Raw genomic sequence first — 15,771 nt, 5'->3', positions numbered from 1 at the left:
GGCTCCTACGCAGGTGGTTTGCGGGTCTGCCGCGGCGCGGTGGACCCGCGCACCACCAGCTCGGGGCTGAAGCCCTCGTTGCCCTCGCGCACCGGTTCGCCGTTGGCGGCGCGCTGCAGGTCGCCGATCAGCCGTTGCGCGGCATGCCGCGCGATTTCCTCGGTGGCCTGGCGCGCGGTGGTCAGCGCCGGCCATGACTGCTTGGAGAACGGACTGTCCTCGAAGCCGGCGATCGACAGTTCGTACGGCACGTTGATGCCGTCCGAATGCGCCGCCGCCAGCACGCCGGCGGCGATCTCGTCGTTGGAGCCGAAGATCGCGCTGGGCCGGTCCTTCAGCGCCAGCAGCTTGCGCGCGCCGCGGAAGCCGTCGTCGAAGGTGTAGTCGCCGGGCAGGATCAACTTGCGATCCAACGCGATGCCGTAATCCTTCAGCGCATCCTCGTAGCCCTGGTAGCGCTCCGGGCTGGAACGATGCTCGCGCCCGCCCCACAGGAAGCCGATGCGCTGGTGGCCGAGCTGGATCAGGTGCTCGGTGATCGCGTAGGCGGCATCGCGATCGTCCACGTAGACGCAGGGATAACCGTCTTGCGGATCCTTGCGCGCCGAGATGATGCGCATGAACGGAACCTTCGCCTCGCTCAGCCTGCGGATCAGCTCCGGCTGTTCCGACATCGGCGGCGCCAGCACCAGTCCGGCCAGGTGCGAGCGACGCACCAGCGCGCTCAGCTCGTCGGCGAGCCGCGGCGAGGACGAATCGCAGGGATGGATCTGCAGGCCGAAGCCGCTGGAGCGACACACCGACAACACGCCGTGTTGCAGGTTGATGACGTAGTGCGCGTTGGGGTTGTCGTAGACCAGGCCGATCGCGTAGGCGCGCGTGCTGCGCAGACTGCGTGCGGATGGATCAGGCTGGTAGCCGAGCGCATCGATTTCGCGCTGCACCTTCTCGCGCGTGCGCGCGTGCACCGACGGCTCGTTGTTGATCACTCGCGACACGGTCTTCAGCGAGACGCCGGCCTGCTCCGCGACATCCTTGATGGTGGCACTGCGCACCCGTTGAACCTCATGCATCGTGAAGTGTATCGCCACGCGGGAATGCGCGACGCCGTGCACGCATCCTAGCGCATGCGCGGGGACGCGCAGCCAATCAGGACTGCGCCTGGCCGACCCGGTGACCGGCCAGGCCGTAGTACAGGATGTACAGGTAGCACGGCACCATCAGCACCACGAATGCAAGCTGGAAGTCGATGTGCTGCTTCAGGTGCACGAACAGCTGCGGCACGATCGCGCCGCCGGCGATGCCCATGATGAGGAGCGCGGAGCCCGCTTCGGTGTGGCGGCCAAGTCCCTTGATCGCCAGCGGAAAAATCGCCGGCCACATCATCGCGTTGGCGAAGCCGAGTGCGGCCACCAGACCCACCGAAACGTAGCCGCTGGTGGCGTAGGCGCCGATGGCAAGCAGCACGCCCAGCACGGCGGAGAGCGCCAGGTAGCGCTGTTGCGAGACGAACCGTGGAATCAGCGCCAGCCCGGCGAGATAGCCGAGCAGCATCGCGCCGAGGGTGAACGTGGTGAAGAAGCGGGTCTGTCCCAGCGGCAGATGGAAGCCCGCGCCATAGGTACCGATCGCATCGCCGGCCATCACCTCCACGCCGACGTACAGAAACAGGCACAACACGCCCAGCCACAAATGCGGAAAGCTGAAGATGCTGCCGTCCCGGTGGCCGATGCCGCTTTCGCTGTTCGCGCCGGCGGGCTTGACCTCGGGCAGCGACGAGCGAACCACCCAGATCGCCAGCACCACCAGCAGGGCGGCCATGACCAGATAGGGGACGTGCACCTTGGCAGCGAACGCGTTGAGCAGGGCGTCGCGGGCGGCCGGATCCGGCGCGGCCTTCACCTGCTGATCGATGTTGTCGATGCCGCTCAACACCAGGGCACCGAACACCAGCGGCGCCAGCGCCCCGGCCAGCTTGTTGCAGATACCCATGAAGGCGATGCGCTGCGCCGCGCTGTCGATCGGGCCGAGAATGCTGATGTAGGGATTGGACGCGGTCTGCAGCAACGCCAGCCCGGCGCCGATGACGAACAGCCCGGTCAGCGCACCGGGAAATACCCGCGCCACCACGAACTGGCCGAACATCGCCGCACCGATCGCCATCACGAACAGGCCCAGCGCCATGCCTTTCTTCATGCCGGTACGACGCAGCACCACCGACGCCGGCAGGGCGAGGCAGAAATACGACAGGTAGAACGCGAAGGGCACCAGAAACGCGGACACGTCGCTGACCTGGAACGCCAGCTTGACGAAGGTGATCAGCGGACCGTTGAGCCAGGTGACGAAACCGAAGATGAAGAACAGCACGCCGATGATCAGCATCGGTCCGAGATGGCTGCGCTGGGATGGCGTCGCCGCCAGTGTGGTGCTCATGGATGCAAGTTCTCCCCGGGTCGGCCGTGCCGCTCCGGCAGGATGACCGGGGCTGACAGGAATGTCTCCTTATTCCGCAAAAAGTGCAACGTTGTCAATCCGTGGCTCGCCGGACGGACGCCCCGGCCACCCGGACCGTTCCGCGGGGGACCCTGATCTGGCCGCTTTTGTGGCAACGCATTAGTGCGGCACGACCTCACGGACATATCGGGCGTGGCGCCGTACAAAGCCGCCAGGCCATCAGTTCAGGTGAAATCACGGATTCCCGCGCCGGCCACGCTGCATCGCCGCATCGAAACTTCGTGCAAATGCAGTCAGCCCTGTTGACAACGTTGTCATTTTGATTCCAGACTCGCCCCACATCAGGCCAATGCCCGGCCCGCGGCGTGTCCGCGCCAGGCAAACCGGGGCCACGCCGATCACGGGAGATCTCGCAGTGGGGGAAGTCGCCAACCAGCGTCACGCGGAAGCGCCGTCGAAAACGACGCCTGTCGGCGTGGCGTCGACAACCGGCACGTCGGCCGCGTCGGCGCCCGATCCGGGCCAGCCGTTCCTCGCCGCCGATGTCGGCGGCACGCATGCCCGCATCGGCCTGGTCAGTGGGCATGCCGATGGCCGGCGTCCGGTCAGCGTGTTGCATTACCACCGCTACGGCTGCGCCGACTGGGCCAGCCTCACCGCGATGCTGCTGGATTTCGTGGCGCAGCTGGCGCACACGCCGCACGCGGCGGCCGCCGCCGGCATCCGCGATTGCGCGGTCGCCTGTGCCGGCTATGTGCTGGATGACGAGATCGTCAACGGAAACCTGCCGTGGCGCGTGTCCATCAGCGACATCCGCGCGGGCCTGGGTATCCAGCGGTTGGCGGTGATCAACGATTTCGAGGCGGTCGCCTACGCCACCCAGTTCATCGACGCGGCCGAAACGCGGCCGATCATCGATGCCGTGCATCCGAAGTCCAGTGGTCCGAAGCTGGTGATGGGCCCCGGCACCGGGCTCGGTTCGGCGGTGTTGTTGCCGGGTCATCCGCGCGCCCAGGTGCTGGCCACCGAGGCGGGGCAGATTTCGCTGGCGCCCGGCAACGAGCGCGAGATCGAAATCCTGCGCCTGCTCGGTCGCGACCGGCCGTACGTGCCGGTCGAGGATGCGTTGTCCGGTCCGGGCCTGCTCAAGCTCTATCGCGCGGTGTGCGAGCTGCGCGGCGCCGATCCGCGCTGGCTGACGCCGGCCGAGGTCACCGCCGCCGCGATGGCGGGCCAGGACCCGAATGCGGTGGAGACGCTCGAGCTGTTCTGCGGCCTGCTCGGCAGCTTCGTGGGCGACCTGGCGCTGCTGTACGGCGCCAGCGGTGGCGTCTACCTGGCCGGCGGCATCCTGCCGCAGATCCAGCCTTTCCTGCTCGTCAGCACGTTTGCCGAGCGCTATTTCAACAAGGGCGTGATGCGCGCCTGGCTGCAACAGATTCCGGTTCGACTGATCGAGCACGGCCAGCTTGGTGTGATTGGCGCCGCAGGCTGGTTCCTGGACGAAGAGCGCGACAAGGGGCAGGGAACATGACATGAGCCCGATCCAGCACCACGGCGCCAAGCCGCCCGCAGTACCCGACGTCAACCCACCTGACCATCACCACCAGCACCGGACCGTCGTCAAGACGACTCTGATTCGAGCCAGCCTCTGAGGGGAGGAACACCATGAACTACCGCAAGACATTGCTCGCCGCGAGCATCATCACCAGCTTGTGCATGTCCGGTGCGATCTATGCGCAGGACAGCACTCAGGCCGACAGCACCAGCCAGGCTCAACAGGATGCCGCCAAAAAGGCCCGGGAGCTCAAGGACGTCAAGACGCTCAACACGGTGGTCGTCACCGGCATCCGCGCGACCCAGGCGATGTCGCTGGATACCAAGCGCGATGCCAATTCGCACGTCGAAGTGGTTTCGGCCGTGGATATCGGCAAGCTGCCGGCGAAGAACGTGGCCGACACCATCGCGCAGTTGCCCGGCGTGAACATCGCCGATGCCGCCGGCGCCGAAGGCGGCTTCGACGAGGCCGATCGCGCCAGCATTCGCGGCAGCGCGCCATCGCTGACCCTGACCACGGTCGATGGCCACGGTATCGCCTCGGGCGACTGGTTCATCCTTGGCGGTGGTGGCAGCCGCAGCGTCAGCTACGCCCTGCTGCCGTCGGAAGTCGTCAGCCAGGTGGTCGTGCACAAGACCTCCGAGGCCAGCCTGCTCGAGGGCGGCGCCGCCGGCACGATCGACATCATCACGCGCAAGCCGCTGGAATTCGGCAAGCCGTTTTCCGCCGAGGCCAGCCTGGGTGGCGCGTACGCCGACCTTCCAGGCAGCACCAAGCCGCAGTTCAACGGGCTGGTCAACTGGAAGAACGATTCCAATACGTTCGGCGTGCTGGTGCAGGGCTTCTACGAGGAACGCAACCTCCAGCGCAACGGGCAGGAAATGCTCGGCTATTCGTATGTGCCGACCGGTTCGGCAGTCGCCACCCAGTTGGGCCTCGGCCCAGCCACGCCCGGCAGCAACAGCACCGGCGTGTTCTACCCGAACCTGCCGGGTGCCGCGCTGTTCACGCAGACGCGCAAGCGCAAGGGTGGTTCGATCGATCTGGAGTGGAAGCCGCTCGACAACCTGACGCTGAACCTCGATGGCTTCTACTCAAAGATGGATGCCACCGACTACAACCGCAACTACATGCTGCGCGCGCGCGACCGCTTGCCGGGGGATACGCTGACCAGCTACACCTTGCAGGGCAATATCCTCACCAGTGCCGCGATGGCGGCGGAGCCCGGCGTGTCGCAGGGCATCTACGACATGATCTCGCGCCCGGGTGAAGCCGAATCCAGCCGGTACTTCACGCTCGACGCGGACTGGCAGGCCACCAGCAACCTCGGCTTCAAGTTCCAGGCGGGTACCACCAAGGGCACCGGCAGCACGCCGACCCAGGACGTGATGGAGATGGATACGGGCTATGGCCAGGCGGCCAGCTACGGGATGAATGGCCTGGGCAAACCGCTCAACTGGGCGCTCGGTGGCAACAACAGCGCCTACGACCCGAGCACCGTCGGCCTCGACTGGATCTTCGGCGACCAGGCCATCCAGGTGGTCGACAAGGAGAACTGGTTCAAGGCCGACGGCGAATTCGACTTCGATGACGGCGCGCTGTCCTCGCTGCAATTCGGCGTGCGCTACGCGAGGCATACGCATGACAGCCCGACGGCGATCGCACAAGGCATCAACTGGGGCTCCGGTATCAATCCGGGTGTTCCGATGGGTGCTGCAAATTCAGGGTTTCTCAACCCGCCCCCTGTTGGCGGCAACTATCCCGGCAGCTTCGGCAGCGATCTGGGCGTGGGCTCGATGCCTTCCGGCATCTGGTACTGGACGCCCAGCCAGCTGGCGGCACTGAACGCGAAGTATGCGAACCGGGTGGTGAACAACGATCCGGGAAGCTCGCGCTTCTATCCGAACGATATTTACTCGATGTCGGAGAACAACAGCGCGGCGTACATGCAGCTCAATTTCGGCAACTCCAGCTGGGGTGGCAATTTCGGCGTGCGCTATATCGCCACGAAAGAAAACATCGGCTACACCAGTCCGACGATCCAGGGAACCGACTACCAAAACGGTTCACCGCCTTCGGCCTTCTATCCCAATGGCTGGTACTGGAACTACAGCAAGCATCACTACGGCAAGCTGTTGCCGAGCTTCAACTTCAAGGTCAACCTGAATGACGACGGCAGCCTGCTGGCGCGCTTCGCCGCTTCGCAAACGCTGACCCGGCAAGACTACGGCCAACTGGCCGGGTTCCTCAGCCTGAGCGATCCGCAGAGCGCCACCGGCACCGGTTCCGGCTCGGGTCCCAACCCCAACCTGAAGCCGCTCATCTCGACCAACTTCGATGCGTCGCTGGAGTGGTACTTCTCGGAACGCGGTCTGCTCTCGGCCAGCGTGTACGAGATGGACATGAGCAACTACTACGACTACGGCACGGTCAACGGCACCTATCTCAACAATTACCTGACCTATGGTGGTGGCGGGACAAATCCGTCGCATACACCGGTCTACAGCAACTACCTGGTCAGCATCCCGGTCAACGTCAACGGCAACCTCAAGGGTGTGGAGCTGAACTACATCCAGCCGATCGGCGACCACTTCGGTGCCAGCGTCAACTACACGTACGCCAATGGCCATTCGACCGGCGGCACCTTCCTGTACAACCCCGATGGAACGCCGGGAAGCAACGTGGCAGGCAATCGTCCGCTGTTCGGCAGCTCCAGGAATACGGCCAACCTGTCCGCGTACTACGAGGACAGTCGCTGGAACGCGCGGATCAACTACACCTACCGCTCGTCGTTCTACGACGGCATGATGGCGGTCCAGGGCGGCTTGCTCGGCAACACCATGCCGCTGCTGCCGTACTACCAGGCGGGCACGGGCTACCTGTCGTTCTCGGCAGGCTACAAGCTCAACGACCACGTGAGCTTCTCGTTCGACGCGATGAACCTCAACAACCCGACGCTGCGCTACTACGTCCTGGGCTCACAGGCCGGCCTGGGCTTCGGCAAGGTACCCGAGGCGTTCTACACGAACGGCCGCCAGTACTACTTCAACGTGAACTTCAAGCTCTGATCCACCGCTGCATCATCGCGGGCCACGGACGGCCCGCCCTCTCCCCCTGACGGGCCCGCGGTTGTTTACGGGCCCGTTTTTTTTCCGCATGTCGTGACGTGCATGGCATGCTGATCGCCCGCGCCGGAGAACGTCGATGACCTGCCGCCCGCTACTCGCCGTCTGTGCCTGCCTGCTGCTCGGCCTGCTGCCCTCATTGCGCGCTGCACCGGCGGTCGTGCCACCCGCGCTGATTCCGCTGCCGGCAAAGCTCACACTGGCGGATGCCGGTTTTCGGGTGGACGCGCGCACGCCGGTCGTCATCGACCACTCCAGCGCCACGCGACATACGGCCAGCTACCTGATCGACTTGCTGGCACGCACCCGCGGCCTGCATCTGCGAGTGACGTCCGGCAAGCTTGAGTCACCCGCCATCGTGTTGCAGCGTGACCCGCAGGCACCCGTGGCGCAGGCCGGTGGTTATGCGCTCGACGTCACGCCGCAGGGCATCCGCATCCACGCACGCGATGACGCCGGCCTGTTCCACGGCGCGATCACGCTGTGGCAGTTGCTGACGCCCGATGCACGAACCGGCGCGGTGGACGTGCCTGGCATGCACATCCGCGACTGGCCGCGCTTCGCCTGGCGTGGCCTGATGCTGGATTCCGCGCGGCACTTCCAGAGCGTGGCCGAGATCAAGACGCTGCTCGACCAGATGGCGCAGCACAAGCTCAATACTTTCCACTGGCATCTCACCGACGATCAGGGCTGGCGCATCCAGATCAGGCGCTATCCCGAACTGACCCGCATCGGTGCCTGGCGCACGCCGCCGGACGCGGGACACGACGGCGAGCCGAAACGCTACGGTGGCTTCTACACGCAGGATGAGATTCGCGCGGTGGTGGCCTATGCCGCCGCGCGCTACATCACCATCGTGCCGGAGATCGACATGCCCGGCCATGCGCAGGCCGCGGTCGCCGCGTATCCGCAGTTCGGCGTCACCGGCCAGCGGCCGGCCGTCTCGGTCGACTGGGGCATCAATCCCTGGCTGTACAACGTCGACGACGACACCTTCACCTTCATCGACCATGTGCTCGACGAAGTGATGGAACTGTTCCCATCGAAGTACATCCATGTCGGTGGCGACGAGGCGATCAAGGATCAGTGGCAGGCCTCGCCCGCCGTGCAGGCGAAGATGCACGCGCTGGGCATCACCAGCGAGGACGCGCTGCAGGGCTGGTTCATCGCCCGCATCGGCCGGTACCTCGATCAGCACGGTCGCAAGCTAATCGGCTGGGACGAGATCCTCGAAGGCGACAACCTGCCGGCCGACGCCACCGTGATGTCCTGGCGCGGCACCGACGGTGCGATCAAGGCCGCGCTGCTCGGTCACGACGTGGTGATGTCGCCCGCGCCGGCTCTCTACTTCGACTTCGTGCAAGGCGATCTCGCCGACGAATACTCCGGCCGCCTCGGCGTGGAATCGCTGAAGGACGTGTATGCCTTCCAGGTCGTACCCGGCGTACTGAGCGCGACGCAGGCGAAGCACGTGCTGGGCGTGCAGGCCAACCTGTGGACCGAACACCTGCCCACGTTCGCCCACGTGGAACACGCCGTCTTCCCGCGGCTGGATGCGCTCAGCGAAGTGGCCTGGTCGCCGCCAGCCACGAACCATTGGCCGAGCTTCCTCGCCCGCCTGCCGGCGCAGTTCGAGCGTTACCGCGCACAGCACGTCAACGTCGCCGACGGCGCCTTCGCGGTAGACATCGCCACCGACCGCAACCTGGCACTGGCCACCGGCAAGGCCACGGTGACGCTGACGGACCAGGTCGGTGTCGCGGCCATTCACTACACGCTGGACGGCAGCGCACCCACGCCTGCCGCGCCGCGCTACGACCTGCCGTTCAACGTGACCCTGCCGGTCACCGTGCGCGCCGCCAGCTTCGCCGACGACGGCAGCCCGCTTGCCGCGTCGCGCGAACGCGTACTGGATCGCGCTGCCCTGCTCAGCCTGCCCGGCAACACGCTGCCGAACTGTCCCGCCAGCGATTTCCGCCTGCGCCTGCAACCCACGCCCGACGCGAAGAGTACTCAGCCGGTGTACGCGGTGAACGTGTTCAACACCTGCCAGCTGTTTCCCGTCACCTGGATGGATGGCGTCACCGCGATCCATGTCGATGCGGTGCGCCTGCCGCGCAACTTCGCACTCGCGCACGAGCAGAAGCTGGTGGTGTCGCGCCCGCACGCCACGCCGTTCGGCGAGCTGGTGGTGCATGCCGACCAATGCGACGGGCCGGTGCTGGCCAGCATGCCGCTGCCCGATCCGGCGCACAGCGCGCGCAACTTCACGTTGGATGCGAGGCTGCCAGCTCAGCAGGGCGAGCACGGCCTGTGCCTGATCTACACCGCGCCGATCGACGGGCCGTTGTATGCGATTGGCCGGGCGACACTCACGCCATGAGTCCCGACAGGACGGTGTCTCAGCGTCGATGAAGAGGGCGGTTACATGAGCAAACGCCTCGCCGCGTTGCACGGCTGCACCGTGGCGGCGACGTTGTTGGTCAATGGTCCGGATGACTGGATGACGCCGCGATCTGGTCCCTGCGTTCCCTCGCCGACAGATCCATCTCAAGCTCTGACGATCAACGCCGCCCGCGCAGCGCCTTGATGAACATCGCCATCGCGAGCACGCCCAGCACGAAACCGATGCCAGCCCCCCACAAACCGCCAATCGCTCCGGCCACCAGATAGCCGATGCCAAAACCCAACGGAAACAGCAGCAGGAGCGGCAGGCATCCCATCCGTCGATCCTTCAGCGCGCCGCCGCCAGCGTATCCGGCAGCGAGGGTGGATGGCGCAGCAACGCATGCTTCGCCAGCTGGGTGTCGGCGACGGACAACTCGATCAGCGGTATGACCTTGCCGCCGATCAGCGCGGCGATCGCCGCGCCGTCGCGATACAGCACGCGCGAACCGGCCAGGGCCGGCACCTTGTCGCCGACCAGCACGGTGCCGACCAGGTTCAGCGGATCGCAGCCGCTGAGGCAGACCAGCTCACCGTCGTCGTCGCGGGATCGTACCGCGCGCAACGGCGCGATCGCCTCGGGCAGGGCGAACTGCTCGCCGACCAGGCCCTCGACGAAGCGCCCGCCGCGGATCTCGCCGCGCGCCTCCAGCCGGTGATAGACGCGCAGGAGTTCACGCCACGACGGCAGCCACGGCGCCTCGCGTTCCAGCAGCTTCCAGAACACTACGCCGTAACGGCGAAGCAGAACACGCGCCACGTGTTCTGCTTCATCTGAATCGAGGCGGCGCGAAGCGCCACCATCGCCTCCTCTACCCTGTGGGGAGAGGATTGAGGTGAGGGGCTGCTCTTGCCGTGACCCTTCACCTGACTTGCCTGCGGGCACCCGCGCCTCATCCGTCCTTACGGACATCCTCTCACCCGCAAAGGGGCTCAGCAGGGGTCGCCCGGAGAGGGGAAGGGGCGTGCGCGCCAGCGACCAGCGCCCCGCATCCTCGATGCCGCCGAACTGATGTCGCCGCAGGCGCCGGTGCCGTCCGCCGTCGCGCTTCGCTGCCGGCAGCAGCAACGCGCGCAGGCCGGCAAAGCTGTCGGCGCTGACCCGGCCGGCGGCGACCAGCTCGCCGAGCGCGTCCTCCAGTTCGGCGCGCAGCAAGCGGGTGGCATCCAGCAGTTCGTCGAAGAACAGCGCGCCCTGTTCGCGCAGCGCATCGACCACGGCCTGCGCACGCGACGACAGCAGGATTTCCTGCGGATCGTTACCGGCAGCGACGGACGTCCAGACGGCCATGTCGCGCCGCGCCAGAAGCACGATCGGCGTGCTGCGCACCGGGCCACCGCCGCCGCCGCTGCCGGTGCGCAAGCGCGCCCAGCTGATCCGGCCGGCACGACACAATTCGTCCAGCCAGCTGATCGAATAGTCGTCGATGCGCGCCGGCAGGATCTCCGATTCCCAGGCGCCGGCCGCCGCCTCGTAGCCCTCGAGCTGCGCCAGTGTGGCGACCAGCGCATCCGGCCCGCTCTGCCGGGTTGCCGCGGATACATGCTGCCAGTCGAACAGGAAACGCATCAGCTGACGCCGGCTGACCGGCTCGATTTCGCGCCGCAGCCGGCCGAGCGTGTAGCGATGGATGCGCGCCAGCAGGTGACGCTCGCACCATTCGGTGTCCGTGGCATCGGCACTGAAACGGCCCTGCATCACATAGCCTTCGGACTGCAGACGCAGCAGCGCCTGTTCCGCATCATCCGCCGCGACGCCGAAGGGGAGTGCCAGCGCGGCGGCGGTCGTCGGACCGAGCCCGCCCAGTCGGCGACGTACCAGTTCCAGCAAGGCATCCTCGCGCGCCCATGGCTGCGCCGCATATTCGGCGGGTACCTCGATCGGCGGCTGCATCGATGCGCCGGGATGGAGTGCCTGCCACAACGGCAACTGTTCGGCCGCCACCCAGCACGCCATCGCAGCTGCTCCCGCGGCGAACTGCAGCCGCGTGGCGCGCTGGGCCATGGCCAGCGCCTGCAGCCGCCCATCCCAGCCATCGTTGGCAGCGATCTCGTCCGCGCCGACAAAACCCAGCAGGGTCAGCGCCTCGTGCATCTCGTCGGCATCGCGTACCTGCGGCCATGCTTCGGCGCGCACGGCATCGATCGCCGCGGCATCCAGGCGGCCGAGGTCGTCGGCGCTCTCCGTGCCGCTCAGCCCGCGCGTCTGCACGGCGCGGGTGCGGCGTTCCTCCAGCGGCGCATCGTCGAGGAAGGCATACGGTGCGGCGTTCAATACTTCGGCGGCGAGCGGACTCGGTGCGGCGAGGTCGCGCGCCACGATCTTGATGCTGCCTGCTTCGAGATCGCGCAGCACCCGCAACAGGCCATCGATGTCCATTGCCTCGCGCAGGCAGTCGTGCATGGTCTGGTTGACCAGCGGATGATCCGGCACCTCGCGTTCGCCCACGATGTTCTCCAGGCAGGCGACCTGGTCGGGGAACACCGCGGCCAGCAGATCCTCGCTCTTCATGCGCTGCAATGGTGGCGGTGTCTTCTTGCCGCCGGTGAAGCGCGGCAGGGCCAGTGCGGTTACCGCGTTCCAGCGCCAGCGCGCCGGGAACAGCGGGGCATCGAGCAGAGCCTGGATCAGCACATGCTCGGCGGTGTTCGAATGCAGGTAATGTGCGACTTCCTCCAGCGGGAAACTGTGGCTGGTCGACAGCGACAGCACGATGGCATCCTCGGTGGCTGCCGCCTGCAGCTCGAAATTGAACTGGCGGCAGAAGCGCTTGCGCAACGCCAAGCCCCACGCGCGATTGATCCGGCTGCCCCACGGCGCATGGATCACCAGCTGGGTGCCGCCGGATTCGTCGAAGAAGCGTTCCAGCACCAGGGTGTGCTGGCTCGGCAGCACGCCGAGCGCGGCCTTGGCGCGGGCCAGGTAATCGACAAGTTGCTGGGCCGCGGATTCGTCCAAGCCGAGTTCTTCGCGAAGCCATGCGAGCGCGCGGGCGTTGCTCCTCTCTCCCTGCGGGAGAGGGGTTGGGGGAGAGGGTTCGGGCGTGCTGGAATGCTGGGCGAACCCCGTACCCTCACCCCTCTCCCAAGGGGAGAGGGGCTCAAGCAAGGCGGAAATTTCTTCGCGCAGTCGCGACACGCCGAACGACAACTCGTTGCTGCGTCCTGGCGCCTCGCCCAACCAGAACGGGATGCTCGGCGGCGCGCCATGCGCATCCTCCACGCGCAGGCGGTCGCGCTCGACGCGCTGGATGCGGTAGCTGGAGTTGCCGAGCTGGAAGATGTCGCCTGCCATGCTCTCGACCGCGAAATCCTCGTTCACCGTACCCACGATGATCGCCTGCGGCTCCAGCACCACCTTGTAATCGGCCGTATCGGGAATGGTGCCGCCCGAGGTCAGGGCCGTGAGCCGTGCGCCGCGCCGGGCGCGCAGTTGTCCATGCACGGCGTCGCGATGGATGTACGCCGCGCGCGGGCCGCGGCGGGTGGTGAAACCCTCCGCCAGCATGCGCACCACGGCGTCGAACTCGGCGCGGGCCAGTTGGCGATATGGATGTGCGCCACGTACGAGCGCATAAAGTGCATCCTCGCTCCACTCGGTGCAGGCCACCTCGGCGACGATCTGCTGGGCCAGCACGTCCAGCGGTTGCGGCGGCATGATCAGCGCATCCAGCTCGCCGCGGTGCACGCAATCGAGCAGGGCCGTGCATTCGACCAGATCGTCGCGGGTCGCCGGGAACAGGCGCGCCTTCGGCGTGCCGTCGATGCTGTGGCCGGAGCGGCCGGCGCGCTGCAGGAAGGCAGCGATCGAACGTGGCGAACCGAGCTGGCAGACCAGGTCGACCTCGCCGATGTCGATACCCAATTCCAGCGAGGCCGTGGCTACCAGCACGGACAGCTCGCCGCGTTTCAGCCGCTGCTCGGCATCCAGCCGCAATTCTTTCGCCAGGCTGCCGTGATGCGCGGCGACGTGTTCCTTGCCCAGCCGCTCGGACAAATGCCGCGCAGCGCGTTCGGCCATCCGTCGCGTGTTGACGAAGACCAGGGTGGTGCGGTGTGCCTGCACCAGCTGGGCGAGACGGTTGTAGACCAGCTCCCAGCTGTCGTTCGACATCACCGCTTCCAGCGGCACCGGGGGGACTTCGATGGCGAGGTCGCGCGGGCGAGCGTGGCCCGTGTCAATGATGGTGACGTCGCTCTTCGCGTTCGCCTCCTCTCCCCTCTGGGGAGAGGATTGAGGTGAGGGGGTGGTGTGCGTCGCAACCTCATATTCGAAGGCTTCTTCGTTGTTGCTTTCCCGTGACCCCGAACCCTCATCCGCCCTTCGGGCACCTTCATTCGGCACATCCATGTGCCTCACCCTGCGGGCGGCATCCGCCGTGCAAATCGGCAGTCCTGCCGATTTGTCTCCCGGAGGGAGAAGGGAAGCCGGAGCGCCGACCAGGAAGTCGGCGATCGTTTCTATGGGCTTCTGCGTCGCCGACAGCCCGATCCGCAGCAAGCGTCGCTGGCACAGCGACTCCAGCCGCTCCAGCGACAACGCCAGGTGCGAGCCACGCTTGCTGCCGGCGATGGCGTGGATCTCGTCCACGATCACCGTGCGCGTGTCCGCCAGCATGGTGCGGCCCGACGCCGATCCGAGCAGCACGTATAGCGATTCGGGTGTGGTCACCAGGATGTGCGGCGGTTGCTTGCGCAGCAGGTTGCGCTCCACCTGCGGAGTATCGCCGGTGCGCACGGCGGTGCGGATCACCACGTCGGGCAGGCCGAGCTTCTGCAGCTCGGCGCGAATGCCTTCCAGCGGCGCTTCCAGATTCACGTGGATGTCGTTGGACAGCGCCTTCAGCGGCGACACGTAGACCACGCTGGTGGCATCGGCGAGCACGCCGCCGTGGGCGACGCCTTCGCGCACCAGCGCGTCGATCGCGGCGAGGAAGGCGGTCAGCGTCTTGCCCGAGCCGGTGGGCGCAGCCACCAGGGTGTGCTGGCCGGCCCGGATCGATGGCCACGCCGCCGCCTGCGCCGCGGTGGGCGCGCGGAAGCACTGGCGGAACCAGCCGGCCAGGGCCGGGTGGAACGCATCGAGCGGACTGGAATCCATGCGCATCGGTGGAGATCCGCGCGGGGGCGATGGAACATTCATTGGAGCATAGATGGGGTGTGCGGCGCGGTGCTCAATTGGCGACTGGTTCGATGCAAGCGCGTGGCGGGCATGTCAGTATTCACATTCGGCAGGCAAACCATGCGCGGGGGCGCAGCATGACCGTGGTTGAACAGGAGAGCGTGGTGCAGAAGGGGGCAGGGTTGTCTTCGCATCAGGAAACGGCTGGCGTTACCACCTGGCTGGACATGGCCGATGGTCAACGCCTGTTCCTGCGCGACTGGCCGCAGCCCCACGCGCGCGGGGCGGTGCTGATCGTGCATGGGCTGGGCGAGCACAGCGGCCGCTACGCGCAGCTGGCGTCATGGTTCAACCAGCGCGGGTACGCGGTGCGCAGCTACGACCAGCGCGGCCACGGCCAGTCACCCGGCCGACGCGGTGCGCTGCGGCACGGCGATGATCTGCTGGCGGATCTGGCTGCCGTGTACAACGACTATGCCGCGGCGGCGGCGCATCTCCCGCTGCTGCTGGGCCACAGCATGGGCGGTCTGGTGGCTGCGCGCGCGGTACTGGATGGCGGCGTGGTCCCGGGCGCGCTGGTGCTGTCGTCGCCGGCCTTGCGCAGCTGGGAATCGCCGCGGATGATCCGGCTGGCCGAGGTCCTCAGTCACCTCCTGCCCAACCTGCCGCTGCGCAACGGGCTCGACGCTAGCAAGCTGTCGCACGACGCGCAGGTGGTGGCCGACTATCGCAGCGACCCCTTGCGGCATGGCTGGATCACGCCGCGGCTGGCCCACTTCATCTTCAGCGATGGGGCGACCAGCATCGCCGATGCCGGCCGCCTGGAGGTACCGACACTGCTTCTGGTGGCCGACAGCGACGAGCTCGTCGATCCCGCCGGCAGCCGCGCCTTCGCCAGGGCCGCCGCAGGCACCGGGCGATTGACCACGCGCTTTTTCGCCTCGCTGTATCACGAGTTGTTCAACGAGGCCGAGCCGGGACGCAGCCAGGTGCTGATGCAGCTGGGCGACTGGCTGGGACGACAATTGCGTCACTGATAGACGTGCGCCCGAATCGCGCCCCGTGCC

Annotated in this window: 8 protein-coding genes; 4 read left to right on the top strand and 4 right to left on the bottom strand. The window is 66.8% G+C overall.

Going from position 1 to position 15,771, the window contains the following annotated elements; translation table 11 throughout:
* Window positions 1–5 precede the first annotated feature (5 nt).
* A complete protein-coding gene (locus B0E47_RS02470) occupies window positions 6–1,055 on the bottom strand; it encodes a LacI family DNA-binding transcriptional regulator (RefSeq protein WP_077512188.1) in 1,050 nt (349 codons plus the stop codon).
* 94 nt (window positions 1,056–1,149) lie between these two features.
* The gene (locus B0E47_RS02465; protein ID WP_077512154.1) at window positions 1,150–2,433 is read right to left on the bottom strand and encodes a sugar MFS transporter; all 1,284 of its coding nucleotides are present in this window, start codon (window positions 2,431–2,433) and stop codon (window positions 1,150–1,152) included.
* A 436-nt stretch (window positions 2,434–2,869) separates the two neighbouring features.
* Between B0E47_RS02465 and B0E47_RS02460 the strand changes: the two genes are divergently transcribed.
* From B0E47_RS02460 to B0E47_RS02450, 3 genes are all read left to right on the top strand, one after another.
* The gene (locus B0E47_RS02460) at window positions 2,870–3,988 is read left to right on the top strand and encodes a glucokinase (RefSeq protein WP_077512152.1); all 1,119 of its coding nucleotides are present in this window, start codon (window positions 2,870–2,872) and stop codon (window positions 3,986–3,988) included.
* A 134-nt stretch (window positions 3,989–4,122) separates the two neighbouring features.
* Window positions 4,123–7,080 (top strand): TonB-dependent receptor, encoded by a 2,958-nt coding sequence (locus B0E47_RS02455; protein WP_077512150.1) that lies wholly within the window; start codon window positions 4,123–4,125, stop codon window positions 7,078–7,080.
* A 136-nt stretch (window positions 7,081–7,216) separates the two neighbouring features.
* Complete coding sequence (locus B0E47_RS02450) at window positions 7,217–9,520, top strand: family 20 glycosylhydrolase (RefSeq protein WP_077512148.1); 2,304 nt, start codon at window positions 7,217–7,219, stop codon at window positions 9,518–9,520.
* 181 nt (window positions 9,521–9,701) lie between these two features.
* Here B0E47_RS02450 and B0E47_RS16965 read toward each other — a convergent pair whose 3' ends face one another.
* Entirely contained in the window at window positions 9,702–9,860 is a 159-nt protein-coding gene (locus B0E47_RS16965; protein WP_168170995.1) for a hypothetical protein, read from the bottom strand.
* 11 nt (window positions 9,861–9,871) lie between these two features.
* Entirely contained in the window at window positions 9,872–14,689 is a 4,818-nt protein-coding gene (locus tag B0E47_RS02445) for a DEAD/DEAH box helicase (RefSeq protein WP_139351309.1), read from the bottom strand.
* A 242-nt stretch (window positions 14,690–14,931) separates the two neighbouring features.
* Between B0E47_RS02445 and B0E47_RS02440 the strand changes: the two genes are divergently transcribed.
* Complete coding sequence (locus B0E47_RS02440; protein WP_254422775.1) at window positions 14,932–15,741, top strand: alpha/beta hydrolase; 810 nt, start codon at window positions 14,932–14,934, stop codon at window positions 15,739–15,741.
* Window positions 15,742–15,771 lie beyond the last annotated feature (30 nt).

The organism is Rhodanobacter sp. B05, assembly GCF_002001085.1.
Taxonomy (GTDB): domain Bacteria; phylum Pseudomonadota; class Gammaproteobacteria; order Xanthomonadales; family Rhodanobacteraceae; genus Rhodanobacter.
Note: the sequence above shows the minus strand (reverse complement) of the source record. Positions and strands in the feature narration are given on the sequence as shown.